A 21,779-nucleotide genomic window follows, 5' to 3' on the forward strand; every position below is an offset into this window, starting at 1 on the left:
GCGGTGCCGGGGATCGTCAGGTGTTGTACAGTGGAGCGCACACGACAGGGGAGCGCCGCCAAGGGCGCTGAGAGTGCAGATGACGCTGCAGACCCTCGAACCTGATGCGGCTAGCACCGCCGAAGGAAGTCGAGACTCTTCTACCCCTCCTTGAGACACGAGGAGGCGCTATGCCGAACACGACCACGCCCGGTTCCCGCTCGACGACGGCACCGGCATTCACCCAGGCCCCGCCGACGAAGAAGTGGCGGGTCGTCGACTACGTCGTCACCGCGGTCCTCGGCATCGCCGTGGGCCTGATCTTCTGGGTGCTCGCCGCCAGCTGGAAGGGCATCGAGCTCGCCTTCCAGGCCTTCCCGCCCTCGATCGGCCTCATCGCCGGCCTCTGGGTGCTCGCCGGTCCGCTCGCCGGGGCGATCATCCGCAAACCCGGAGCCGCGCTGCTGTGCGAACTCCTCGCCGCCGCCGTCGAAGGCGTCCTCGGCTCCCACTTCGGGGCGACCGTGCTGCTGTCGGGCTTCCTCCAGGGCCTCGGCGCCGAACTCGTCTTCGCCGCCTTCGGCTACCGGAAGTTCACCCTGTGGGTGACCGCGCTGTCCGGACTCGTCGCCGCGACCTTCATGGCCGTGAGCGAGAACATCCTCTACAACGCCGAATGGCAGTTCGACTTCCAGCTCGCCTACGCGGTGTGCGCGATGATCTCCGGCGTCGTCATCTCCGGCATCGGCGCCTGGTACGCCTACCGCGCGATCGCGAAGACCGGGGCGCTGAGCTCCTTCGCCTCCGGCCGCGTGCGCTGATGGGCCTGCCGATCCGCGCCCACGGATACTCGTGGCGGCACGCCGATCGGGACAGCCTCGCCGTCGGCCCCGTCGACCTCGACATCGCCCCAGGTGAGAAGGTTCTCCTCTTGGGGCCGTCGGGGGCGGGTAAGTCGACGCTCCTCCATGCGATCGCCGGGGTCCTTCCCACTGAGGCCGGGGAGTCAGCCGGTGATCTCCTCGTCGGCGACGCCCCACCCGACCCCCGCCGAGGCGTCACCGGGCTCGTCCTCCAGGACCCCGATTCGCAGGTGATCTTCTCCCGCATCGGTGACGATGTCGCGTTCGGAATGGAGAACCTCGGTCTGCCCGCCGAGGTGGTCGACGCGCGGATCGACGCCTCCCTGGCCGCCATGGGCCTCGACCTTCCCCAGTCCCACCCGACGGCGGCGCTGTCCGGGGGCCAGAAGCAGCGCCTCGCGCTCGCCGGGATCCACGCGATGGCACCCGAGGTGATCGTCCTCGACGAGCCGACGGCCAACATCGACCCCGCCTCGGCGAGGGCGGTCCGCGATGCCGTCCTCACGGTCCAGGAGTCCACTGCGGCGACGATGATCGTCGTCGAGCACCGGGTGAGCCTGTGGAGCGACGAGGTCGACACCGTCATCGTCCTCGGCCGCACAGGCGTCGTCGCCCACGGCACCCCGGACGAGGTCTTCGGTGACCCCGCACTCGCCGAGGTGCTCAGGACCACCGGGATCTGGCTGCCCGAATCCGGGTCCCGCACCGCCCCCGACCGCTGGACGATGCCGGGCAGAACTGGAGCGCAGGACCGACTCGGGTCCCCCGTGCTCGTCGGCGAGCGCCTGGGCGTCGCCCGGCCGCGGGCAGCCGTGCCCGCAGCGACCGATCTCGACCTCGAGGTGCGGGCGGGTGAGGCGCTCGGCATCGTCGGCGCCAACGGGGCCGGGAAGTCGACGACAGCGCTGACCCTGGCCGGCCTCATCCCCGAGTTCTCCGGTGAGGTGCGCGCAGCGGGGCCGCTTGCCGCCGGGGCGAAGGAGGCGCGGCCGTACACCTGGCCCTCGAAGTTCCTCGCCCCGCGCATCGGCATGGTCTTCCAGGAACCCGAGCATCAGTTCCTCAAACCCAGCGTCGCCGAGGAGCTCGCCCTCGGTCCGCGACTGGCCGGCTGGTCGGCGGCCGAGGTCGACGCTCGGGTGACCGACCTGCTGGAGACGCTGGGACTGTCCGACATCGCCGAGGCCCACCCGCAGGGTCTCTCCGGCGGGGAGAAGCGTCGCCTGTCGGTGGCGGCGATGATCGCTCCGCGCCCCCAGGTCCTCATCGTCGATGAGCCGACGTTCGGGCAGGACGCGCTGACGTGGGCGGGACTCGTCGCACTGTTCCTCGACGTCCTCGACCACGGCAGCGCGGTCATCGCCGTCAGCCACGACCTCGACTTCCTCGACGCGATTGGAGCCCGCCGCTTCACCCTCGGCACGTCGGCGCAGCCTCTGCGGGGTGAGCGCGTTGAGTGAGCGGACGACCCTGACTCGTGAGCGCGTCACCGTCGAGGATCCGGGTCAGCTCATCCCGGTGGTGCGCCGCACGGCGCTCGTGCGCTGCAACCCGCTGACGAAGATCGCTGTCGCGCTCATCCTCATGGTCGGAGCTCTGCTGAGCATCGACGTCGTCTCCGCGGGGATCATCCTCGGCTTCTCACTCCTCGCCCTGCCGCTGACCGGCCTCGACCTCAAGGCGGCGCTCAGACGGCTGTGGTTCCTGCCGGTCGGCGCGCTCCTCGCCGCGTGGGGCACGGCGATCCTCGCCGAGAAGACGGGCGCCACCGTCGTCGACGTCGGTCCGATCCTCATGACGACCGGGTCGCTGGAGTCGGCTGCGGCGATCTTCGTGCGCGCCCTGGCACTGGCGATCCCGCTCGTCGTCCTCGCCTCGACGATCGATCCCAGGGACCTCTCGGATGCCCTCGTCCAGCATCTGCGTCTGCCCGAGACCGTCGTCATCTCGATCCTCGCGGCCAGTCGCCTGCTCGGACTCCTCGTCCTCGAATGGCAGACCCTGTCGATGGCCAGACGGGCCAGAGGACTCGCCGGCGGGTCGGTGCTGCGGCGCACCCGCAGTCTCTTCGCAGGCATCTTCGTCCTCCTCGTCCAGTCGATCCGCCGTGGCACGACCCTGGCGATGGCGATGGAGGGGCGGGCGTTCGGGCGGCCGGGCAGGACGTGGCGCAGGCGCTCGAGGTTCGGCACCGCTGATGCGGTCGTCCTCGTCCTCGCCGTCGTCGTCGCAGTCGTCGCGGTCGCCTCGGCGCTGGTGCTCGGAACGTGGAACCCGATCATTCCGGGCTGACGTCTCAGACCTCGGCGATGAGGTCCTTGAGGTGGGCGCGCCACTCCTCGAGCGCCTCGGCGCTCGGCAGCTTCGCGGCGGTGAGGGTGAGACGCGTGCGCTCGTCGTCCTTCGGTTCGGCGGCGGCTTCGATCTTCGTCCCGTCGGCGAGGTCGGCCCGCCAGAACGAGCGCTTTGCCGTCGTCGACGGGCGGGGCTCACCGGCGAGGTCGACTCCGCCCAGTGAGCCGTCGACGAGGGCGGCGAAGCGGTCGATGACGTCTCCGCGCTGTCCGGTCACGGTGCGGGAGACGGCGACGTCGAAGGTGCCGTCGGCGCGCTGGCCGGGAACCCGGCGGCCGATCTCCTGCTCGTAGGCGACGACGGCACCCTGGACCCACCAGCCGTGGTTGTCGACGACGCCGTCGAACTGCGGGTAGAGCGCATCGGCGAGTTCCTTGTGGCTCGCGTCCTTGCCCCCGGCTTTCTCAAGCCGCTGCCTGGTCTGCGACCAGGGCTCGCCGAGGGCCTTCTCGATGGACTCGATGTTCTGTGCTCGCGTCGCCATGGTGTCAGTGTAGCCAGCCCGGGCGCGGTGATCCGGCCGAGCAGCCTAGACTGCGCGGCTTAGACTGCGATCGTGACGGATGCGGATGGGTACACGGAGGACGAGAAGTGGCTCGTCGTGCGCGGACGCCGGTGGCGGCGCACCGATCCCGCACTTCCCGACGCTCTCGTCGAGCGGCTGAAGAGCCACCTCGGGCGGGCTCGCAACGCGGTGCGGGCGGCGAAGACGGCAGCCGACGACACAGCGCTGCGGGCGGCTCGAGAGCGCGTCGGCGTGGCCAAACAAGGCCTCGGCGAGCGGGGCGAGAAGTGGTGGGAGATGCCGCGTGCCGATCGGCTCGCCCGCGCCGAGGAGGCGCTGAGCGAACTCGATCGCTGAGCTGACCTCGTCAGTCGATGACGAGTTCGCCCATCTCGTCCCAGCCGTCGCCGTCGAGTTTGCGGGAGACGATCTTCGGCGTCGAGGCGAGCAGCGGGCGCATCGATTCGAGCGCGGCGGCGAAGTGATCGCTGGTGACATGCGGCTCGGCGCCGTCGTCGGTGAATGCTTCGAGCAGGACGTACTCGTTGGGCTTCTCGAGGCTGCGCGACCATTCGAACCAGAGGTTGCCGGGTTCGGCGCGGGTCGCCTCGGTGAAGTCGCGCACCACCTCGGGGAAGGACTCCGCGTTCTCGGGCTTGACGTCGAACTTGACGACGATGAAGATCATGATTCTCCTCTGCGCGTGGTGACGGTGGTCCGACCGCACCGGGTTGCAGGTACGGTCGCCTGGGCCGATCGGCCGTGTCTCCACCCAATCACGATCACCGTGGTTTGACGAGTCCGAGCGCTCATCGAGGTGGGCTGCGTCTGGCGCACCGGCGGTCAGTCGCGCTCAGTCGCGCGGGGCGCCGCGCCGGACGCGACGAACGGCGATGAGCAGGGCGACGATGAGCAGGACGATGCCCAGAGCCCACAGCCAGAGCGCATACCCGGAACCGGCCGGCAGAGTCGCGAGGACGAAGCACAGACCGGCCAGCACCGGCAGGATCACCATCAGCAGTCGGGTCATCGACACTCCTCTCTCCTTCGACGCTATCGAGCAACGTCGCCTGTGGTCAACAGGCCGGAGCGCGGAGGCAGCGCGACGGTCGACGGTGCGGCCGCCGCGAAGCGCGGCGACCGGGCCCAGCGAAGCGACTGGCGCACAGCGGTGTGCTTCCCAGCGAGGTGGATCCGGCTCGAGAAACACCGAAGAATCGAGCGGAATCCACCTCGCTGGAGCGCTCAGTCGCGCAGCGCGCGGCGAACGATCGCGGAGCAGCAGGCCGACTGCGGACCGGCAATGGTGCAGAATCCAGCGCCAAAACCTACGGGCGTTCGGCGATGAGCACGAGGAAGCCGCTGTCGGGTTCGAAGGGGTGGATCTCCCACGTCGAGAGCTTGAGGCTGACGATCATGCCTGTTGCCTCGATGTCGGCGATGAAGTCGGCGAAGTCGTAGCCGCGTCCGGCCCCGAAGCCGGCGACGAAGCGCCCGCCGTGCTTGAGCGTCGACTTGATGTTGGTCAGTGTCTGGCGTCGCGACGCCGGATCGAGGAACGCCAGCACGTTGCCGGCGCACACCGTGACGTCGATGTCCGTGATCCCGGCGGCGGCGAAGTCGAAGTCGGCGAGGTCGCCGGTGTGCCACTCGCCGCGCGGGAAGTCCTCCTCGGCGACGGCGATGAGGAACTCGTCGAGGTCGACGCCGTAGACCGTGTGCCCGGCGCCGATGAGCAGACCGCCGACACGACCGGTGCCGCAGCCGGCGTCGAGGATGCGTCCGCCGCGGGGCGCCATCGCATCGACGAAGCGCGCCTCTCCCCCGATGTCATGGCCGGCATCGACGAGGTTGCGCCAGCGCTGGGCGTAGTTCGCCGAATGGTCGGGGTTGTTCGCGCGGATGCGGTTCCACTGGTGATCGAAGCTCATCGCCTCAGTCTAGGCCCACGTGGATGCGCTCTCCCTCGGCGGAGAAGAGGGTGAGCACCTCCGCCGCCGAGGTGGTCGCACTGGCGATCCCGTGCGGTTCCCGCGTGTCGAATTCGGCGGCCTCCCCCGTGGCCAGAGTGGTCACCGTGGCCCCGAGTTTGAGGTCGACGGTTCCACTGAGCACGTAGAGCCATTCGTACCCGCCGTGCGCTCGCTGCGTGATCGGATCCCCCGGCCGGTGCCCGGGCAGGACGATCTTGACGGCCTCGACCGGCGCATTCCGGTTGGTCAGCGGCAGGAACACCATGCCGTGAGCGCGGATCGGGGTCGGGCGGATCCGCGGGTCGCCCGTCGACGGCGCTCCGACGAGGTCGTCGAGGGCGACCCGGTAGATGCGGGCGAGCGCGATGAGCAGGTCGAGGGTGGGCCGCCGCCGTCCCGATTCGAGGCGGGAGAGCGTGCTCACGGACGCATCCATCTGCTCGGCCACCTCGGCGAGGGTCAGTCCCCGCGCGGTCCGGGTCTCCCGCAGCCGCGGGCCGATCGCTTCGAGCACGGGGTCGAGCGCATCACCGTCGGTGCCGTGAGACGAGCCGCCGGCGCCGTGCACATCGACTCTGCCGTGCGGGTCGCGGGGTGAACTGTCCATGGCTCCTCACTGTAGCGGTCTCATGGCGGCGGCCCGGTCCGCTGCGAGGCGCGACCGCTCCGGCTCGCTCATGCGAAGACCTCGGCGACCACCTCGGCGACGGCGGCCACCGGCGCGCTCGGGGCGGGCACGGTGAGCACGATGATCTCCCGGCCGCCGGCCCCGGTGACGGGATGAAGGGCGACGTCGGGTCCGCCGAGGGACATCATGATCGGGGTCGCGAGCGTGAGGCCGAGGCCGGTGCCGGCGAGCGCGAGGGCGACGGCGGTGTCGGTGACGATGTGGCTCTCCTTCGCCTGGATCCCCAGCGCCGAGGTGGCCAGCCGCATCGCCCGCCCGAAGAGATCGGTCGCCGGCGGCAGGATCCAGTCCGCCTCGGCGAGCTCGCCCGGTGACGGCAGCGGCCGGCCGGCCGGGGTGACGACGCCGAAGTCCTCGGCGGCCACCGTCGTCCAGGTCAGGCCGCGCATCGGCGGCAGCGGCACGGCCGGGTAGTCGATGCCGATGCCGAGGTCGATGGCACCGTCGATGACGGCGGCCGACATCGTCTCGACGTTGACCTCCCGGGCGCGGACGACGATGTCGGGGTGGCGCTCGGCGAGCAGACGGACGATGAGCGGCAGGCCGATGGTCGACGTCGACCCGAACACCCCGAGGGTGACGATCGCCTCGCGCTCGAAGTCGCGGCCGAGCATCGCGAGCTCCGCCTGCGCCTGGGCGGCGAGGATGCTCCGGGCGCGCGGGAGCAGGGTGCGGCCGGCCTCGGTGAGCACGAGCGAGCGGCCCCGGCGGATGACGAGGTCGGAGCCGACGGTGCGCCGCAGCGCGCTCATGTGCTGGGAGACCGCCCCGATGCTGTAGCCCAGCGCTTCGGCGGCACGCGTCATCGAACCGCGTTCGGCGACGACGACGAACGTCTGCAGCTGCCCGAGCGTCCAGGTCATGGGCACAGACTAGCGGTTTTTAAGGAATCGTGAAAACAGTCTTCACAGACTCTGCCTTGTCCTTAAATGTGTTCGGTCGCACAATGGTGGACAAGCCGACAACGGTGTCGGCCCCGAACCAGCTGAGGTGCAGTGTGAACGCAGATGTGGTCATCATCGGCGGCGGCGTCATGGGCGCGTCGATCGCCTTCAACCTCGCCGCCGCGGGGGCAGGGAGCGTCGTCCTCGTCGAACGCGACGTTCCGGGGTCCGGGTCGACGTCGAAGGCCGCCGGCGGGGTGCGCTGTCAGTTCTCCGACGAGGTGAACATCGCCCTGTCCGTGCGCAGCCTCGAGATCCTCCGCGACTTCGAATCGCGCTTCGGCATCGACATCGATCTCGTCTCCAACGGCTACCTCTTCCTCCTCGACTCCCCCGAGGCGGCGAGCACGTTCGCCGGCAACGTCGACCTCCAGCGGTCGCTCGGCCTCGATTCGCAGATGCTCACCGTCGCCGAGGTCGCAGCCCTTGCCCCCTACGTCGACACCGCGGGTCTCGTCGCCGGGGCGTTCAACCCCGGTGACGGGCACTGCACCCCCGAGTCCGTCGTCGCCGGCTACATCGGCGCCGCCCGTGACCGCGGCGTCACCGTGCTCACGTCCTGCGAGGTCACCGGCATCCTCACGAAGGGCGCCGCCGGGAAGCGGACGATCACCTCGGTGGAGACGACGGCGGGCCCGATCGCGTGCTCACAGGTCGTCTGCGCGGCCGGCGCCTGGTCGGGGCTGATCGGCGAGATGGCAGGCGTCGACCTGCCCGTCACCCCTCTGCGGCGCGAGATCATGGTGAGCGAACCCGTGGCGTTCGACACCTCCGCGATGCCGTTCACCATCGACTTCGCCACCAGCTACTACGTCCACCCCGAAGGCCCCGGACTCCTCTTCGGCTGTCCCGATGCCGAGGACCGGTGGGGGTTCGACGACCGCCGCGACCCGGAGTGGCTGTTCCGGCTCTCCGAGCTCATCGACCGGCGCACCCCGGACCTCGCCGACGTCGACATCCGACGCGGCTGGGCGGGCCTCTACGAGATGACCCCCGACCACAACGCGCTCATCGGGCAGGCCCGCGAACTCGAGGGCTTCACCTACGCGTGCGGGTTCTCCGGCCACGGGTTCCTCATGGGCCCGGCCGTCGGCGAGGTCGTCGCCGACCTCCTCACCGGCCGCACCCCGTTCGTCGACGTCTCCCCGCTCGACAAGGACCGCTTCTCCCTGACGGGCCTGCGCAAGGAGCTCAACATCGTGTGACCATGACTCCCCTTCCTCCCGCTTCGATGCTCGCACCCTAGCCGCCGCCACTGACACACCCATCCGCCACTGACACACCCATCCGCCTGAGACACAGTGAGGACCATGATGACCACGACCTCCACCGCCACCGCTCTTCCCACCGATGACACCGTCGCCGCCCTCCTCGACGAGGGGCTGCGCGCCTGCGGCGTCGACGCCGCCGTGCTCGCCCCCGACTCGACGAGCGGGCAGACGCTGACCGCTCGCTCCCCGATCACCGGGCAGGTGCTCGCGACGATCGCCGCCGACTCCCCGCAGACCGCCGCGGCGAAGATCGGGCAGGCAGCCGCAGCCTTCGCGACCTGGCGGGACGTCCCCGCTCCCGTCCGCGGCCGGCTCGTCAGCCGCTGGGGTCAGCTGCTTGCCGAGCACAAGGAGGAGCTGGCGAAGATCGTCACCGTCGAGGCCGGCAAGACTCCCTCCGAAGCCGCCGGCGAGGTCCAGGAGATGATCGACATCTGCGAGTTCGCGCTCGGCCAGTCCCGCCAGCTGTGGGGCAAGACGATGCCGAGCGAACGTCCGGGTCACCGACTCATGGAGACGTGGCATCCGCTCGGAGTCGTCGGCGTGATCTCCGCGTTCAACTTCCCCGTCGCCGTGTACTCGTGGAACACCGCCCTCGCGCTCGTCGCCGGAGACGCCGTGGTGTGGAAGCCCTCGGAGAACGCCGTGCTCGCCGCCCTCGGGGCGCAGTCGCTGCTGGCCCGGGCCGCCGCCGAGGTGGGGGCACCGGAGGGTCTCGTGCCCGTCCTCGTCGGCGGTCGCGACATCGGCGACGCCATGGTCCGCGACGACCGCGTGGCGTTGGTCTCGGCGACGGGGTCGGTGCGCATGGGCCGTGAGGTCGGTCCGGTCGTCGCCGAGCGCTTCGGACGCGTCCTGCTCGAACTCGGCGGCAACAATGCCGCGATCGTCACCCCGAGCGCGGACATCGACCTCGCGCTGCGCGGGGTCGTCTTCGCCGCCGCGGGCACCGCCGGGCAGCGGTGCACGACCCTGCGCCGCCTCATCGTCCATGAGTCGATCGCCGAGGAGTTCGTCGAGCGGATCGTCGCCGCCTACGCGACCCTGAGCATCGGCTCGCCCACGGACGATGGGGTGCTCGTCGGGCCGCTCATCAACTCAGGCGCCTTTGAGGCGATGCAGTCGGCGCTGGGCCAGGCAGAGGCCGAAGGGGGAACCGTGCTCACCGGCGGCGGTCGCGTCTTCGCCGAGGAGCGACCCGACGCCCACTACGTCGAACCCGCGCTCGTGCGGATGCCCGCGCAGACCTCGGTGATGGAGTCGGAGACCTTCGCCCCGATCCTCTACGTCGTCACCTACAGCGACCTCGACGAGGCGATCGCCCTCCACAACGGGGTGCCGCAGGGGCTGTCCTCGGCGATCTTCACCTCCGACCTCGCCGAGGCGGAGACCTTCCTCTCCCGTTCCGACTGCGGCATCGCCAACGTCAATATCGGCACCTCGGGTGCGGAGATCGGCGGGGCGTTCGGCGGTGAGAAGGAGACCGGCGGCGGCCGCGAATCCGGTTCGGATGCGTGGAAGGCCTACATGCGGCAGGCGACGAACACGATCAACTACTCCGGCGAGCTGCCCCTGGCCCAGGGCGTCGAGTTCCACTGAGGCGGCAGTCGGCGGTCACCGGCCCCTCACCGCAATGCGATGAGCTTCTCGATGGCCCTTCTGCGCCGGGCGAGATCGGCCGACTCAGTCTCGATCCGGGCGACGTTCTCCCGGATCCGGGCCGCGACCTGCGGGCACATGCCGATCGGCAGATCCGGGTGCTCACCGAGGCACGGCAGCATCACCGCGATCGCGTCGAGGTTGAACCCGGCACCGAGCAGCCGGCGGATGCGCGCAACCGTGCCGACCGCCTCGGCGCCGTGTTCGCGATACCCTGTCGACGTGCGCGATGAGACCAGCAGACCTCTGTCCTCGTAATGCCGGATCGAGCGTCGTGCGCCTCGGCGGAGTCGAGGCCACGGTGCTCTCCGCCGTCTATGTCATCGCCTTCCAGGCCGGCATCGTCGCAGGCACCTGGGCCGGTGGAGTCAGCCTCGGCGCCGGCGCCCTTCCGCCGCTGCTCTGCCTGGGACTCGCGGTGCTCACCCTGCCGTTCATCCTCGCCACCACGGGGACTTCACGGTCGAGCAGCAGGGCATCGGTGACCTGACCCGGAAGGTCCGCCGGCCGGCGCGGGGAACTAGACTGGCCGGTGAGCCCAGACCCCAGAGGAGAGCACCCGTGATTGAGCTGAAGACACCCGCCGAGATCGACAAGATGGCGGTGACCGGTCGCTTCGTGGCGAACACGCTGGCCGAACTGTCTCAGACCGCCGAACCCGGCATGAACCTCATGCACCTGGAGAAGCGAGCTCGCACGCTCATCGAGCAGGCCGGAGCGAAGTCCTGCTACTGGGACTATGCTCCCTCGTTCGGGTCGGGTCCGTTCCGCAACGTCATCTGCCTCTCCGTCAACGACGGCGTCCTCCACGGCAAACCCCACGACTACGTCATGGCCGACGGTGACCTCCTCACCCTCGACTTCGCCGTGTCCATCGACGGCTGGGTCGCCGACGCCGCCCGCTCCGTCATCGTGGGCACCGGCACCGAGGAGGACCAGCGCCTCATCGACTCGACGTGGGCCGGCCTCGAGGCGGGGATCGGTGCCGCGCAGGCCGGCAACCGCCTCGGCGACATCTCCCAGGCGATCGGCGACGTCGCCGATGCCGAGCGCATCCCGGTCAACCTCGATTTCGGCGGTCACGGCCTCGGGCACACGATGCACGAGGACCCGCACGTCGCCAACCGCGGCAAGGGCGGGCGCGGCATGGTGCTCAAGCCGGGCCTGACGCTGGCGATCGAACCGTGGTGGTCGTTCACGTCGAAGAAGCTCAAGGTCGACCAGGACGGGTGGACCCTGCGGGTGGCCGACGGCTCGAACGGCGCCCATTCGGAGAACACGATCGCCATCACCGAGGACGGCCCCCGGGTGCTCACCGTCGCCGACTGAGGTCTGCCCCGGACGTCATGTCCGTGGGGTGCGCGTCATGTCCGTGGCGCACACGTCATGTCCGTGGCGCATGCCAGACTTGCCGTATGTCTTTCACCTGCACCGAATGCGGATACTCGACCGTGAAGTGGCTGGGGCGATGCCCCGAATGCCAGGCCTGGGGCACTCTCGAGGAGAAGGGCGCCGGTTCGACGTCGGTGAAGACGAAGGTGAAGAAGTCGAGCGGGGCGAAGTCGATCACCGAGGTGGACACGACCCTTGCGGTGGCGAAGCGGACCTTCGTCGACGAGTTCGACCGAGTGCTCGGCGGCGGCATCGTCCCCGGCGGGGTCATCCTGCTCTCCGGGGAGCCCGGAGTCGGGAAGTCGACTCTCCTCCTCGACGTCGCTGCGCGCGCCGCGAAGTTCGAGTCGACGGTCCTCTACGTCACCGGTGAGGAGTCGGCCGGCCAGGTGCGACTGCGCGCCGACCGGATCAACGCCCTCGAGGAGAACCTGCTGCTGGCCGCGGAGACCGACCTCGGCGCCGTGCTCGGCCTCATCGAAGCCGAGAACCCCGACCTGCTCATCGTCGACTCGATCCAGACGCTGGCCTCCTCGGAGGTCGACGGAGTGCCCGGCGGGGTCACCCAGGTCAGGGAGGTCGCTGCCGCCCTCATCCGGGAAGCGAAGTCCCGGTCCCTGTCGACCGTGCTCGTCGGCCACATCACGAAGGACGGCACGATCGCCGGACCCCGCCTCCTCGAGCACCTCGTCGACGTCGTGTGCACGTTCGAAGGCGAGAAGCACTCCCGGCTGCGGATGCTGCGGGCGATCAAGAACCGGTTCGGTCCCACCGACGAGGTCGGCTGCTTCGACATGGAGGAGAACGGGATCAAGAGCCTCGAAGACCCCTCCGGCCTCTTCCTCTCCCGCGCATCGGGGTCCACGCCGGCGGGCACGTGCCTGACGGTCAATCAGGAGGGCAAACGGCCGCTGCTCGTCGAGGTGCAGTCCCTGGTCACCGAGGCCGCGGCAGGTCAGACGCGGCGTTCGGTGTCGGGGGTCGACTCGTCGCGGGTGGCGATGATGATCGCCGTGCTCAGCCAGAAGGTCTCCGCGGCCGGGTTCGCGAAGTCCGATGTCTTCGTCGCCACGGTCGGCGGGGCCAAGCTCGTCGAACCGGCCAATGATCTGGCGATCTGCCTGTCCCTGGCCTCGGCCGCACTGGGGCGGGCCCTCTACGCGAAGTTCGTCGCGATCGGCGAGATCAGCCTCTCGGGTGAGATCCGCAATGTGCCCAACCTCGGCCAGCGGCTCAGCGAAGCGGCACGGTTGGGCATGACGCGGGCGATCGTCGCCCGGGGCGCGCTGCGCAACGTCTCGATCCCCGACGGCATGGTCGTCAAGGAATGCGAGCACGTCGCCGAGGCGGTCGAGCTCGTCCTCAACGACAAGGACAAGTGAGCGGGTGGCCGGGCGGTGGTCGCCGGTCGTGACGGGGCGGCCGCTGCGCCCGGCGCGTGATGTCGCGGACGGCGTGGCCGGCGCGTGATGTCGCGGACTGCGGACGGGAGAAAATCCGAGACTTCCGCAGCTAAACAGGGCATGCTTGAAAGATGACCACGACAGTGTTTCCGGCGCTGCGGACGACGGACATCGCGGCGACGACCGCCATGCTCGTCACCCTCGGCTTCGTCGAGCGCGTCACGGTGCGGGACGAGGACGACCCGAGCCTCGTCCTCCATGCCGAATACGCGCTCGGTGAGACCGGCGGAGTGATGATCGGGTCCGTGCGCCATGACGGTTCGGCCCTCGACAGCGTCGGCGGGGCGGCGATCTACGTCGTCGTCCCCACCGAACGGGAGGTCGACCGGCTCTACCGTGAGATCCGCGAGCTCGGGCATGCGATTGTGAGGCCGGTGGCCACGCAGTCCTACGGCGGACGGGAGTTCGCGTTCCGCGACCACGACGGCAATTCGTGGGGTGTGGGCTCGTACCGCGGCGTCTGAGCGGGCTAGCCGTCGGAGTTCTCGGTCTCCGTGGGCTTCGGAGTCGGCGACTCGGTCGCCTTCTTCTCCTCCTCGGCCTTCTTCTTGTCGGCGGCTTCCTTCTCCTTGGCCTTCGTCGCCTCGTCCTTCTCGAGTTCGAAGGGCACGGGTTTGCTCTCTGTGTCGCCGAGTTTGACGATGAGATCGTACGTGCCCGGTTCGAAGCCCTTGCTCGCCTTGTTGCAGTTCTTGTCGACGCGGACGCGGTTCCATTCGAACTGGGCGGTCTTCTGGGACTGCGGTGCGAACTCCGTCGGCGCCTCGGCGTTCTCATCGTCGTCGGCTGCGCAGTACTTCGAGGACCACACGACGTCCCCTTCCTGCTCGACGACGAATTCCTGCTGCTTCGTGCCGACCTCGATGAGGCAGGTCGCCGTGTGGGTGTTGCCGATGACCATCTCGAACTTCGGCTTCGTGTTCTCGTCGTAGCTCTTCTTGTCGGCCTTCGCGCTCACTGAGACGGAGTCCGGCGGGCAGGCACCGCTGGCCGCCTGCGCGTCGGGGACCGGAGCCTGAGGTGTCGGCGAGGCGCTCGTGGGAGCGTCAGCGGCGGTCGGCTCCTGATCGGACAGACCGCCGATCGCCTTCGTGATGCCGACGACGCCGAGCACGATGAGCCCGATGACGACGAGGCTGAGCACCGCCAGGGTGATCCTCCGCCGACGGTAAACGTGCGCAGGCAGCTTGCCGCTAGACTGGCGGGGCTGTTTCGGCTGCGAACCACGATCGGAAGGAGTCATCGCAATGAGCCTAGGCAATTGCGAATGCGCATCCAAATGACACACCGCACCTCTGCCGAAACTGGGATCACCCCCACAGCACCGGGCTTTCCGGACGTGTCCGAGTCCGCGATCGAACGCGTCCAGACGACGATCATCGACTGGTTCGCGGCAACCGCCCGACCCCTGCCATGGCGGGCAGAAGGCACCTCGGCGTGGGCGGTCCTCGTCAGCGAGATCATGTCCCAGCAGACCCCGGTCTCCCGCGTCGCCCCACGCTGGAGCGAATGGCTCGAGCGCTGGCCCACCCCCGCTGACCTTGCGGCAGCCCCCACCGCCGAGGTGCTCCAGCGGTGGGATCGCCTCGGCTACCCGCGTCGTGCGCTGCGACTGCAGGAAGCCGCGAGAGTCATCGCCGACGACCACGACAACCAGGTGCCGGACACTGCTGCCGCTCTCGAGGCGCTGCCGGGGATCGGCGCGTACACGGCGGCAGCCGTCGCCTCGTTCGCCCACGGCGAGCGCACCACTGTCCTCGATACGAATGTGCGCCGGGTCCTCATCCGCGTCTTCGCCGGCCGCGACCGGCCCACGGTGTCACCGAGCCGCAGGGAGACCGTCTGGGCCGAACAGTTCGTTCCCGCGACCGATCATGTGGCCTGGAACGCCGGGGTCATGGAGTTCGGTGCCCTCGTGTGCACCGCCCGCAGTCCGAAGTGCGAGGAATGCCCGCTCGCGGACATCTGCGCCTGGAACCTCGCCGGACGCCCGGTCTCAGCGTCGAAACCGAAGACCCAGAAGTGGGCCGGCACGGACCGACAGCTGCGCGGCGCGATCATGGACGTGCTCAAGGCCGCGCATGCAGAAGCCGCCGAGGCGGGCGATCGGTCGACCTCGGTCGTCGAGGGGGTCTCGGTGGCCGAGAGTTCATCGGCTGCCGACGGGTCCTCGGTGGTCGAAGGGGCGGCGAGCGCAGCCGCAGGTCGCAGGTCCGCCGCGACCGATGCTGTCGCGGTCGATCTCTTCACGGCACCGACTGCCGACCTCGATGACGAATGCCTCGCCGCCTTGGGCCCGGCCACCTCGGTGAAGCTGACGACGATGCGCGATCTCAGCGCGGACGCCGACCGCATCTCACGACTCATCGCCGATCTCGTCACCGACGGGTTGGCGCACCGCAGCGGGGACCGCCTCAGCCTGCCGCGGTGACGGCCGGGCACCCGGCCCGATTCCGGCGGCCGGATCTACAGGTACTTGATCATTCGCGTGTTGCCGAGAGTGTTCGGCTTGACCCTGGCGAGGTCGAGGAACTCGGCCACACCTTCGTCAGCAGAGTGGAGGAGTTCGACGTAGACCTCCGGTGAGACGGGAATGCCCTTGATCGGCTCGAAGCCGAGGGAGCCGAAGAATCCGGTTTCGAACGTCAGGCAGAAGACCCTGTCGACCCCGATCTCCTCGGCGTCGGCGAGGAGCTGGCGGATGAGGGCCTTGCCCACTCCCCTGCCCCGGTAGTCAGGGGACGTCGCGACGGTGCGCGCCTCGGCGAGGTCGGACCAGATGATGTGGAGGGCCGCGCAGCCGGCGAGGACTTCGCTGCCGTCGGGTCGCTCGTCGACGACGAGCCAGAACTCCTGCAGCGACTCGAAATACGTCACCGTGTCCTTCGCGAGGAGGATGCGCTCTTCGGCCAACGGGGCCACGAGCGCTTCGATTCCCTTGACGTCGGACGTCCGGGCCCGTCGCAGCCGCAGCCCACTGGGAAGTCCGTGGGTCTGGTGGTGGTCGGAGGCGACGAGTCCGTGGTCGAAGGTGGCTGAGCTCATCCCCTCATTCAACACCATCGCGCGCAGGCCGACGGTGCGTCCACTCAGGTCTGCGCCACAGTGACGGCGATTGTGCGCCGCCTCCAGGGTGATCTCGAGCCTGAAATCGCCATGAACCTGGCGCAGAACGCGGGGCGGCCCGGACAACACGAAGCGGCCCCGGGCGAGAACCGAAGTTCTCGGGCCCGGGGCCGCTTGCGGAGGGTGACTATTCGCTCAGCGGACCGCTGTCAGTCAGCGGACCGCTGCCGGTCAGGACGCCGAACCGGTCGACCCGGCGCCGGCGAGCTCGCCGCCGGAGGACGAATCGTCGGATCCGGAGGTCGGGAACGTTTCGGTCTCGACGCCTTCGAAGGTGAACTGCGCGTCCTTGCCTTCGCCCTCGATGTCGACCTTGATCGTCTGACCGCGGCCGATCTCCTTGAAGAGGATCTTCTCCGAGAGCTGGTCCTCGATCTCGAGCTGGATCGTGCGGCGCAGCGGACGTGCACCGAGCACCGGATCGTAGCCGCGATCGGCCAGCAGGTTCTTGGCCGCATCGGTGAGCTCGACCTTCATGCCCTGATCCGCCAGACGCGTGTCGAGGCGCTCGAGGAACAGGTCGACGATCTCGATGATCTCTTCCTTGTTCAGCTGCGGGAACACGATCGTGTCATCGACGCGGTTGAGGAACTCAGGACGGAAGTGCTGCTTGAGCTCTTCGTTGACCCGCTGCTTCATCCGGTCGTAGTTGGTCTTGGTGTCACCCTCGACCTGGAATCCCATCTGCAGACCGCTGGAGACGTCGCGCGTACCCAGGTTGGTCGTCATGATGATGATCGTGTTCTTGAAGTCGACCTCACGACCCTGCGAGTCAGTGAGTCGGCCGTCCTCGAGGATCTGCAGCAGCGAGTTGAAGATGTCCGAGTGGGCCTTCTCCACCTCGTCGAAGAGGACGACGGAGAACGGCTTGCGACGCACCTTCTCCGTGAGCTGACCGCCCTCTTCGTAGCCGACGTAGCCGGGAGGCGAACCGAAGAGACGCGACACGGTGTGCTTCTCCGAGTACTCCGACATGTCGAGGCTGATGAGGGAATCCTCGTCGCCGAAGAGGAACTCCGCGAGAGCCTTCGCGAGCTCGGTCTTACCCACACCGGTGGGACCGGCGAAGATGAACGAACCCGACGGACGCTTCGGATCCTTCAGACCCGCACGGGTCCGGCGGATCGCCCGCGAGATCGACTTGACCGCATCGTTCTGGCCGATGATGCGCTTGTGCAGCTCGTCTTCCATCCGCAGCAGACGCGAGGACTCCTCCTCGGTGAGCTTGAAGATCGGAATGCCGGTGGCAGAGGCGAGCACCTCGGCGATGAGATCGGCGTCAACGGTCGCGGAGGTGTCCTTGCCGCCCTTGCGCCAGGCCTCGGTCTGCTCGTCCTTCTCGTGCTGGAGCTTCATCTCCGAGTCCCGCTCAGAGGCAGCCAGCTCGAAGTCCTGAGCGTCGATCGCAGCTTCCTTGCGGTGACGGGCCTCAAGGATCTTCTCCTCGAGGTCGCGGATCTCCTGCGGCACCGACAGCCGCGAGATGCGCAGCTTCGCTCCCGCTTCGTCGATGAGGTCGATCGCCTTGTCCGGCAGGTACCGGTCGTTGATGTAGCGATCGGACATGTTGACGGCGGCCGCGAGAGCACCCTCGGTGATCGTCACCTTGTGGTGCGCCTCGTACTTGTCGCGCAGGCCCTTGAGGATCTCGATCGAGTGCGCGAGCGAGGGCTCGGGCACCTGGATCGGCTGGAAGCGGCGCTCGAGCGCAGCGTCCTTCTCGATGTGCTTGCGGTACTCGTCGAGGGTCGTCGCACCGATCGTCTGGAGCTCACCGCGGGCGAGCATCGGCTTGAGGATCGATGCGGCGTCGATGGCGCCTTCGGCGGCACCGGCACCCACGAGCGTGTGGATCTCGTCGATGAAGAGGATGATGTCACCGCGCGTGCGGATCTCCTTGAGCACCTTCTTCAGACGTTCCTCGAAGTCACCGCGGTACCGGGAGCCGGCGACGAGGGAGCCGAGGTCGAGCGTGTAGAGCTGCTTGTCGGTGAGGATCTCGGGAACCTCGCCGTTGACGATCGCCTGCGCCAGACCCTCGACCACGGCGGTCTTGCCGACGCCGGGCTCGCCGATGAGAACCGGGTTGTTCTTCGTGCGGCGGGAGAGGATCTGCATGACGCGCTGCATCTGCTCGTGCCGACCGATGACCGGATCGAGCTTGCCCTCACGGGCGGCGGCGGTGAGGTTGCGGCCGAACTGGTCGAGGACGAGCGAGCCCGAGGGCGTGCCCTCTTCGCGACCGCCGGCAGCGACCGGCTCCTTGCCCTGGTAGCCCGAGAGCAGCTTGATGACTTCCTGGCGCACCCGACCGAGGTCGGCGCCGAGCTTGACGAGGACCTGAGCGGCCACGCCCTCACCCTCGCGGATGAGACCGAGCAGGATGTGCTCGGTGCCGATGTAGCTGTGGCCCAACTGCAGGGCCTCACGGAGACTGAGCTCGAGGACCTTCTTCGCGCGCGGAGTGAACGGGATGTGCCCGCTCGGCGCCTGCTGTCCCTGCCCGATGATCTCCTGGACCTGATCGCGAACCTGTTCGAGGGAGATGTCCATCCCCTCGAGAGCCTTGGCCGCCAGGCCTTCACCCTCGTGGATGAGGCCGAGCAGGATGTGCTCGGTTCCGATGTAGTTATGCTTGAGGAGTTTGGCCTCTTCCTGGGCGAGCACCACCACTCGGCGGGCTCGGTCAGTGAACCGCTCGAACATATTCACCCTCCTGGAGTTCTGGTATCTGTAGAGCGTAACGACCCAACCTCGGGATCTATTGCACGTTTCGCCATCAGCCGAAACCGTTCGGCTCAGGGCGAAATCCCTTGATCCTGCGCCGAGGCGGTCGGTCGGAACCCGGTCCACCGCGGCCGGTCGGCCGCCCCGTTCGGACGCTGCCGCGACCGGCGCACGTGGCACCGCGCCCACGTCGAACGCCAACCGAGCGCTTCCGTGCTTACACTGTATATTCGGAGTCCCCGGGTTTCCGGATGGGTGCGGACCTGGTCTCTTCCAAAGTCCTTTTGACCGCCTCGGCGATTGTCATCCTCCCGGCAATCGGTGACGGCACCCTCAAACACCACACGCAACGCACACGGCGTTGCCGATATTCCGCCACCAGGATTGCCGCGTGGAAAGCCGCCTGCGGAGAAACAAATCGGCTCGCGCGACGCTCAGACAATTCTCAAGAAAGTCGCTTTGCGCGGCTAATCGCTAACCGCGCCACCGCCGCCGCAGATTCGCGGTCACCTGCACGGATGGTCGGATGCAGGCGCGGACCCCGCGATCCGGCGCAGCGCACGCACCGATCAAGCCCAGGCGACGAAAAGACCGAGGGACCGATGCTTGTGTCATCGGTCCCTCGGCGAATCGGCGCCCCTGTCAGGGGGCTGTCGTTCAGTTGTGCCTGTGCTCAGTTCCCTGCGGCTTCGTAGGCCTGGACGATCTCCTGGGGGATCCGTCCGCGATCACCGAGCTGGTAGCCGTTCTCCTGCGCCCATTCGCGGATCTTCGCGGTGTCCCGCTTGGGGCCCGAGCCGGTCGATCCTCCGCGGCGTCCGCGTGAACCGGGGTTGGCCACACGGCGGGCTTTGGCGATATAGGGAGCAAAGGTCTCACGCAGCTCTTCGGCATTCTTCGTGGACAGTTCCAGTTCATAAGTCCCCTGGTCGAGGCTGAACCGAACGGTTTCGGCTGCTTCCGAACCGTCGAAATCATCCGTGAGAACGAGTCGCATCTCCCGTGCCATGTTCACTCTTTTCATTTTCAGACGACTTTACGGGTGTAAGCATAACACCCGAATCCCCATTATCGTCCAATTCGCTAACTTCATGCTCGGAATAGAATTTCTCGATCTGCTCGCGTTCTGTCCGATCTGCGCGAACAATGCCGCGCATCACGTACCAGAAGAGCAATGCGATGCAGATCGACGGAAGCAGCGCCTTGATGAGATCCAACACGGTCTCAGCCTTCCTCTGTGGAGTCCGAATTCGCCGCGGCGATCGGTTTGGTGAAGGGGAAGAGAATGGTTTCGCGAATTCCCAGACCGGTGAGCGCCATGAGCAGACGGTCGAGGCCCATGCCCATTCCCCCGGTCGGGGGCATGCCGTGTTCCATCGCGGTGAGGAACTCCTCGTCGAGGCCCATCGCCTCATCGTCACCGCGGGCGGCGTCGGCGGCTTGGGCTTCGAAGCGCTGCCGCTGGATGACGGGGTCGACGAGCTCGGAGTATCCGGTCGCCAGCTCGAAGCCGCGCACGTAGAGGTCCCACTTCTCGACGACGCCGGGCTTGTCCCGGTGTTCGCGCACGAGCGGTGAGGTGTCGACCGGGAAGTCGGTGACGAAGGTCGGCGCCCACAGCTTGTCCTTGTAGAAGTGCTCCCACAGCTCCTCGACGTACTTGCCGTGCGAGCGGAAGACTCCGCCCAGATCGACGTCGTGGTCCGCAGCGATCTTCTCGAGCTCCTCGATGCCGGTCAGCGGCGTGACCTCGACACCGGATTCGGCCGAGAGCGTCTCGTACATGCTCACGACCGCCCAGTCGCCGCCGAAGTCGTAGTCGGTGCCGTCGTCGAGGGTGACGAGCAGCGAACCCGTCGCGTCCTGGGCCGCGTTCTGGACGAGCGTCTTCGTCAGCTCCGCGATCGAATGGTAGTCCCCGTAGGACTGGTAGGCCTCGAGCATCGCGAACTCCGGCGAGTGCGTCGAGTCGGCGCCTTCGTTGCGGAAGTTCCGGTTGATCTCGAAGACGTTGTCGATGCCGCCGACGATGGCCCGCTTGAGGAAGAGCTCGGGGGCGATGCGCAGGTACATGTCGATGTCGTAGGCGTTCATGTGCGTCTTGAACGGGCGGGCCGCCGCTCCCCCGTGCATGACCTGGAGCATCGGCGTCTCGATCTCGATGAAGTCCTGGTCGGCGAACGTCCGCCGCAGCGAGGCCATCACCTCGGCGCGGGTGCGCATCGTCGTCCGTGCGGCCTCCCGCGTGATGAGGTCGAGGTAGCGCTGGCGCACGCGGGTGTCCTCGGCGAGTTCCGTGTGCAGGCCCGGCAGCGGGCGGAGGGCCTTCGACGCCATCTGCCACGCATCGGCGAGCACGGAGAGCTCCCCGCGCTTGGACTTGATGACCCTGCCGTGGAGGAAGAGGAAGTCGCCGAGGTCGACGTCGGCCTTGAAGTCGGCCAGGCGCTCCTCGCCGACCTCGCGCAGGGAGAGCATCCCCTGCAGGCGGGTGCCGTCACCGGCCTGCAGGGTGACGAAGGCGAGCTTGCCGGTGGTCCGGACGAAGACGACGCGGCCGACGACGCCGACGACATCGTCGGTCTCGTCACCGGCTTCGAGGTCGGGGTGGGCAGCATGGACCTGCGCGAGAGTGTGCGTGCGGGGCACGGAGACGGGGTAGGCCTCGGTGTCGGAGTCAAGCATCCGCTGCCGCTTGTCCTTGCGGATCCTGATCTGTTCGGGATCGAGGTGTTCCGGTGCGGACTCAGCGGTGTCAGGGGCGATCGACTCAGTTTCTGCCATGCCCTCAAGGCTACCGCGCCAGCACCCCGCGGGGGAATTCGCGCAACCGT

The 21,779-nt window shown here is 68.3% G+C and carries 24 protein-coding genes and 1 riboswitch; of the genes, 11 read left to right on the top strand and 13 right to left on the bottom strand.

The window, feature by feature from the left end:
• Window positions 1–36: 36 nt before the first annotated feature.
• Window positions 37–145: riboswitch (TPP riboswitch) on the top strand.
• A gap of 25 nt (window positions 146–170) precedes the next feature.
• The 3 genes from J9315_RS13040 to J9315_RS13050 are packed head-to-tail and all read left to right on the top strand — an operon-like array spanning window position 171 to window position 3,134.
• Window positions 171–800 (top strand): ECF transporter S component, encoded by a 630-nt coding sequence (locus J9315_RS13040; RefSeq protein ID WP_198500738.1) that lies wholly within the window; start codon window positions 171–173, stop codon window positions 798–800.
• Entirely contained in the window at window positions 800–2,302 is a 1,503-nt protein-coding gene (locus J9315_RS13045; RefSeq protein WP_198500737.1) for an ABC transporter ATP-binding protein, read from the top strand. Before J9315_RS13040 ends, J9315_RS13045 begins: the two co-directional genes overlap by 1 nt.
• Entirely contained in the window at window positions 2,286–3,134 is an 849-nt protein-coding gene (locus tag J9315_RS13050) for an energy-coupling factor transporter transmembrane component T (protein ID WP_232623859.1), read from the top strand. The genes J9315_RS13045 and J9315_RS13050 overlap by 17 nt, the downstream gene beginning before the upstream one ends.
• Before the next feature lie 4 nt (window positions 3,135–3,138).
• Here J9315_RS13050 and J9315_RS13055 read toward each other — a convergent pair whose 3' ends face one another.
• Window positions 3,139–3,681: a hypothetical protein gene (locus J9315_RS13055; RefSeq protein ID WP_198500736.1), complete on the bottom strand. Its 543-nt coding sequence runs from the start codon at window positions 3,679–3,681 to the stop codon at window positions 3,139–3,141.
• A 69-nt stretch (window positions 3,682–3,750) separates the two neighbouring features.
• Here J9315_RS13055 and J9315_RS13060 point away from each other — a divergent pair, with 69 nt between their 5' ends.
• Window positions 3,751–4,059, top strand: a complete 309-nt coding sequence (locus tag J9315_RS13060; RefSeq protein WP_198500902.1) for a biopolymer transporter Tol — start codon at window positions 3,751–3,753, stop codon at window positions 4,057–4,059.
• A gap of 10 nt (window positions 4,060–4,069) precedes the next feature.
• Here the strand turns inward: J9315_RS13060 and J9315_RS13065 are convergent, their stop codons facing one another.
• The 5 genes from J9315_RS13065 to J9315_RS13085 form a co-directional block, all read right to left on the bottom strand.
• Window positions 4,070–4,390 carry a putative quinol monooxygenase gene (locus J9315_RS13065; RefSeq protein WP_198500735.1) on the bottom strand — a complete coding sequence of 107 codons (321 nt, stop codon included), beginning with the start codon at window positions 4,388–4,390 and terminating at the stop codon, window positions 4,070–4,072.
• Window positions 4,391–4,555: 165 nt separating this feature from the next.
• Window positions 4,556–4,732 carry a hypothetical protein gene (locus tag J9315_RS13070; RefSeq protein ID WP_198500734.1) on the bottom strand — a complete coding sequence of 59 codons (177 nt, stop codon included), beginning with the start codon at window positions 4,730–4,732 and terminating at the stop codon, window positions 4,556–4,558.
• Between the two features lie 298 nt (window positions 4,733–5,030).
• Window positions 5,031–5,633, bottom strand: a complete 603-nt coding sequence (locus tag J9315_RS13075) for a class I SAM-dependent methyltransferase (protein WP_198500733.1) — start codon at window positions 5,631–5,633, stop codon at window positions 5,031–5,033.
• Window positions 5,634–5,637: 4 nt separating this feature from the next.
• Entirely contained in the window at window positions 5,638–6,282 is a 645-nt protein-coding gene (locus J9315_RS13080) for an XRE family transcriptional regulator (RefSeq protein ID WP_198500732.1), read from the bottom strand.
• 68 nt (window positions 6,283–6,350) lie between these two features.
• Entirely contained in the window at window positions 6,351–7,226 is an 876-nt protein-coding gene (locus J9315_RS13085) for a LysR family transcriptional regulator (protein WP_198500731.1), read from the bottom strand.
• Window positions 7,227–7,360: 134 nt separating this feature from the next.
• On the opposite strand from J9315_RS13085, the gene J9315_RS13090 reads away from it, so the two are divergent.
• Window positions 7,361–8,512, top strand: coding sequence for an FAD-binding oxidoreductase (locus J9315_RS13090; RefSeq protein WP_232623858.1), 1,152 nt, complete (start codon window positions 7,361–7,363; stop codon window positions 8,510–8,512).
• 108 nt (window positions 8,513–8,620) lie between these two features.
• Window positions 8,621–10,177 (top strand): aldehyde dehydrogenase family protein, encoded by a 1,557-nt coding sequence (locus J9315_RS13095; RefSeq protein ID WP_198500901.1) that lies wholly within the window; start codon window positions 8,621–8,623, stop codon window positions 10,175–10,177.
• 26 nt (window positions 10,178–10,203) lie between these two features.
• Here J9315_RS13095 and J9315_RS17485 read toward each other — a convergent pair whose 3' ends face one another.
• Entirely contained in the window at window positions 10,204–10,503 is a 300-nt protein-coding gene (locus J9315_RS17485) for a MerR family transcriptional regulator (RefSeq protein ID WP_198500900.1), read from the bottom strand.
• Between J9315_RS17485 and J9315_RS13105 the strand changes: the two genes are divergently transcribed.
• The 4 genes from J9315_RS13105 (at window position 10,467) to J9315_RS13120 (ending at window position 13,556) form a co-directional block, all read left to right on the top strand.
• Window positions 10,467–10,727 (top strand): hypothetical protein, encoded by a 261-nt coding sequence (locus tag J9315_RS13105; RefSeq protein ID WP_198500729.1) that lies wholly within the window; start codon window positions 10,467–10,469, stop codon window positions 10,725–10,727. The two genes, J9315_RS17485 and J9315_RS13105, sit on opposite strands and share 37 nt — an antisense overlap.
• A gap of 71 nt (window positions 10,728–10,798) precedes the next feature.
• Window positions 10,799–11,566: a type I methionyl aminopeptidase gene (gene map, locus J9315_RS13110; RefSeq protein ID WP_198500728.1), complete on the top strand. Its 768-nt coding sequence runs from the start codon at window positions 10,799–10,801 to the stop codon at window positions 11,564–11,566.
• An 86-nt stretch (window positions 11,567–11,652) separates the two neighbouring features.
• Window positions 11,653–13,011, top strand: a complete 1,359-nt coding sequence (gene radA, locus J9315_RS13115; RefSeq protein WP_198500727.1) for a DNA repair protein RadA — start codon at window positions 11,653–11,655, stop codon at window positions 13,009–13,011.
• Window positions 13,012–13,163: 152 nt separating this feature from the next.
• A complete protein-coding gene (locus J9315_RS13120) occupies window positions 13,164–13,556 on the top strand; it encodes a VOC family protein (RefSeq protein WP_232623857.1) in 393 nt (130 codons plus the stop codon).
• Window positions 13,557–13,561: 5 nt separating this feature from the next.
• On the opposite strand, the gene J9315_RS13125 is transcribed toward J9315_RS13120, so the two are convergent.
• Window positions 13,562–14,236 (bottom strand): hypothetical protein, encoded by a 675-nt coding sequence (locus tag J9315_RS13125; RefSeq protein WP_198500898.1) that lies wholly within the window; start codon window positions 14,234–14,236, stop codon window positions 13,562–13,564.
• Window positions 14,237–14,431: 195 nt separating this feature from the next.
• Here J9315_RS13125 and J9315_RS13130 point away from each other — a divergent pair, with 195 nt between their 5' ends.
• Window positions 14,432–15,523 (top strand): A/G-specific adenine glycosylase, encoded by a 1,092-nt coding sequence (locus J9315_RS13130; RefSeq protein WP_332839544.1) that lies wholly within the window; start codon window positions 14,432–14,434, stop codon window positions 15,521–15,523.
• Window positions 15,524–15,558: 35 nt separating this feature from the next.
• Here the strand turns inward: J9315_RS13130 and J9315_RS13135 are convergent, their stop codons facing one another.
• The 5 genes from J9315_RS13135 to lysS form a co-directional block, all read right to left on the bottom strand.
• On the bottom strand, window positions 15,559–16,137 hold the full coding sequence (locus tag J9315_RS13135) for an amino-acid N-acetyltransferase (protein WP_198500725.1): 579 nt from the start codon (window positions 16,135–16,137) through the stop codon (window positions 15,559–15,561).
• Between the two features lie 252 nt (window positions 16,138–16,389).
• Window positions 16,390–18,924 carry an ATP-dependent Clp protease ATP-binding subunit gene (locus J9315_RS13140; RefSeq protein WP_137824892.1) on the bottom strand — a complete coding sequence of 845 codons (2,535 nt, stop codon included), beginning with the start codon at window positions 18,922–18,924 and terminating at the stop codon, window positions 16,390–16,392.
• 694 nt (window positions 18,925–19,618) lie between these two features.
• A complete protein-coding gene (locus J9315_RS13145; RefSeq protein WP_137824891.1) occupies window positions 19,619–19,954 on the bottom strand; it encodes an Lsr2 family protein in 336 nt (111 codons plus the stop codon).
• The gene (locus J9315_RS13150; protein ID WP_171006995.1) at window positions 19,920–20,165 is read right to left on the bottom strand and encodes a hypothetical protein; all 246 of its coding nucleotides are present in this window, start codon (window positions 20,163–20,165) and stop codon (window positions 19,920–19,922) included. The genes J9315_RS13145 and J9315_RS13150 overlap by 35 nt, the downstream gene beginning before the upstream one ends.
• 4 nt (window positions 20,166–20,169) lie before the next feature.
• A complete protein-coding gene (lysS, locus tag J9315_RS13155; RefSeq protein ID WP_198500724.1) occupies window positions 20,170–21,729 on the bottom strand; it encodes a lysine--tRNA ligase in 1,560 nt (519 codons plus the stop codon).
• Between the last annotated feature and the right edge of the window lie 50 nt (window positions 21,730–21,779).

It is taken from the genome of Brevibacterium sp. W7.2, assembly GCF_018137945.1.
Taxonomy (GTDB): Bacteria; Actinomycetota; Actinomycetes; order Actinomycetales; family Brevibacteriaceae; genus Brevibacterium; species Brevibacterium sanguinis.

Coding starts and splice junctions, on each gene's coding strand:
- J9315_RS13055 (WP_198500736.1), bottom strand. CDS start 3,681: ATGGCGACGCGAGCACAGAACATCGAGTCCATCGAGAAGGCCCTCGGC.
- J9315_RS13065 (WP_198500735.1), bottom strand. CDS start 4,390: ATGATCTTCATCGTCGTCAAGTTCGACGTCAAGCCCGAGAACGCGGAG.
- J9315_RS13095 (WP_198500901.1), top strand. CDS start 8,621: ATGACCACGACCTCCACCGCCACCGCTCTTCCCACCGATGACACCGTC.
- J9315_RS13040 (WP_198500738.1), top strand. CDS start 171: ATGCCGAACACGACCACGCCCGGTTCCCGCTCGACGACGGCACCGGCA.
- J9315_RS13080 (WP_198500732.1), bottom strand. CDS start 6,282: ATGGACAGTTCACCCCGCGACCCGCACGGCAGAGTCGATGTGCACGGC.
- J9315_RS13145 (WP_137824891.1), bottom strand. CDS start 19,954: ATGGCACGGGAGATGCGACTCGTTCTCACGGATGATTTCGACGGTTCG.
- J9315_RS13140 (WP_137824892.1), bottom strand. CDS start 18,924: ATGTTCGAGCGGTTCACTGACCGAGCCCGCCGAGTGGTGGTGCTCGCC.
- J9315_RS13070 (WP_198500734.1), bottom strand. CDS start 4,732: ATGACCCGACTGCTGATGGTGATCCTGCCGGTGCTGGCCGGTCTGTGC.
- J9315_RS13105 (WP_198500729.1), top strand. CDS start 10,467: ATGAGACCAGCAGACCTCTGTCCTCGTAATGCCGGATCGAGCGTCGTG.
- J9315_RS13135 (WP_198500725.1), bottom strand. CDS start 16,137: ATGAGCTCAGCCACCTTCGACCACGGACTCGTCGCCTCCGACCACCAC.
- J9315_RS13085 (WP_198500731.1), bottom strand. CDS start 7,226: ATGACCTGGACGCTCGGGCAGCTGCAGACGTTCGTCGTCGTCGCCGAA.
- J9315_RS13075 (WP_198500733.1), bottom strand. CDS start 5,633: ATGAGCTTCGATCACCAGTGGAACCGCATCCGCGCGAACAACCCCGAC.
- J9315_RS13120 (WP_232623857.1), top strand. CDS start 13,164: ATGACCACGACAGTGTTTCCGGCGCTGCGGACGACGGACATCGCGGCG.
- J9315_RS13045 (WP_198500737.1), top strand. CDS start 800: ATGGGCCTGCCGATCCGCGCCCACGGATACTCGTGGCGGCACGCCGAT.
- lysS (WP_198500724.1), bottom strand. CDS start 21,729: ATGGCAGAAACTGAGTCGATCGCCCCTGACACCGCTGAGTCCGCACCG.
- radA (WP_198500727.1), top strand. CDS start 11,653: ATGTCTTTCACCTGCACCGAATGCGGATACTCGACCGTGAAGTGGCTG.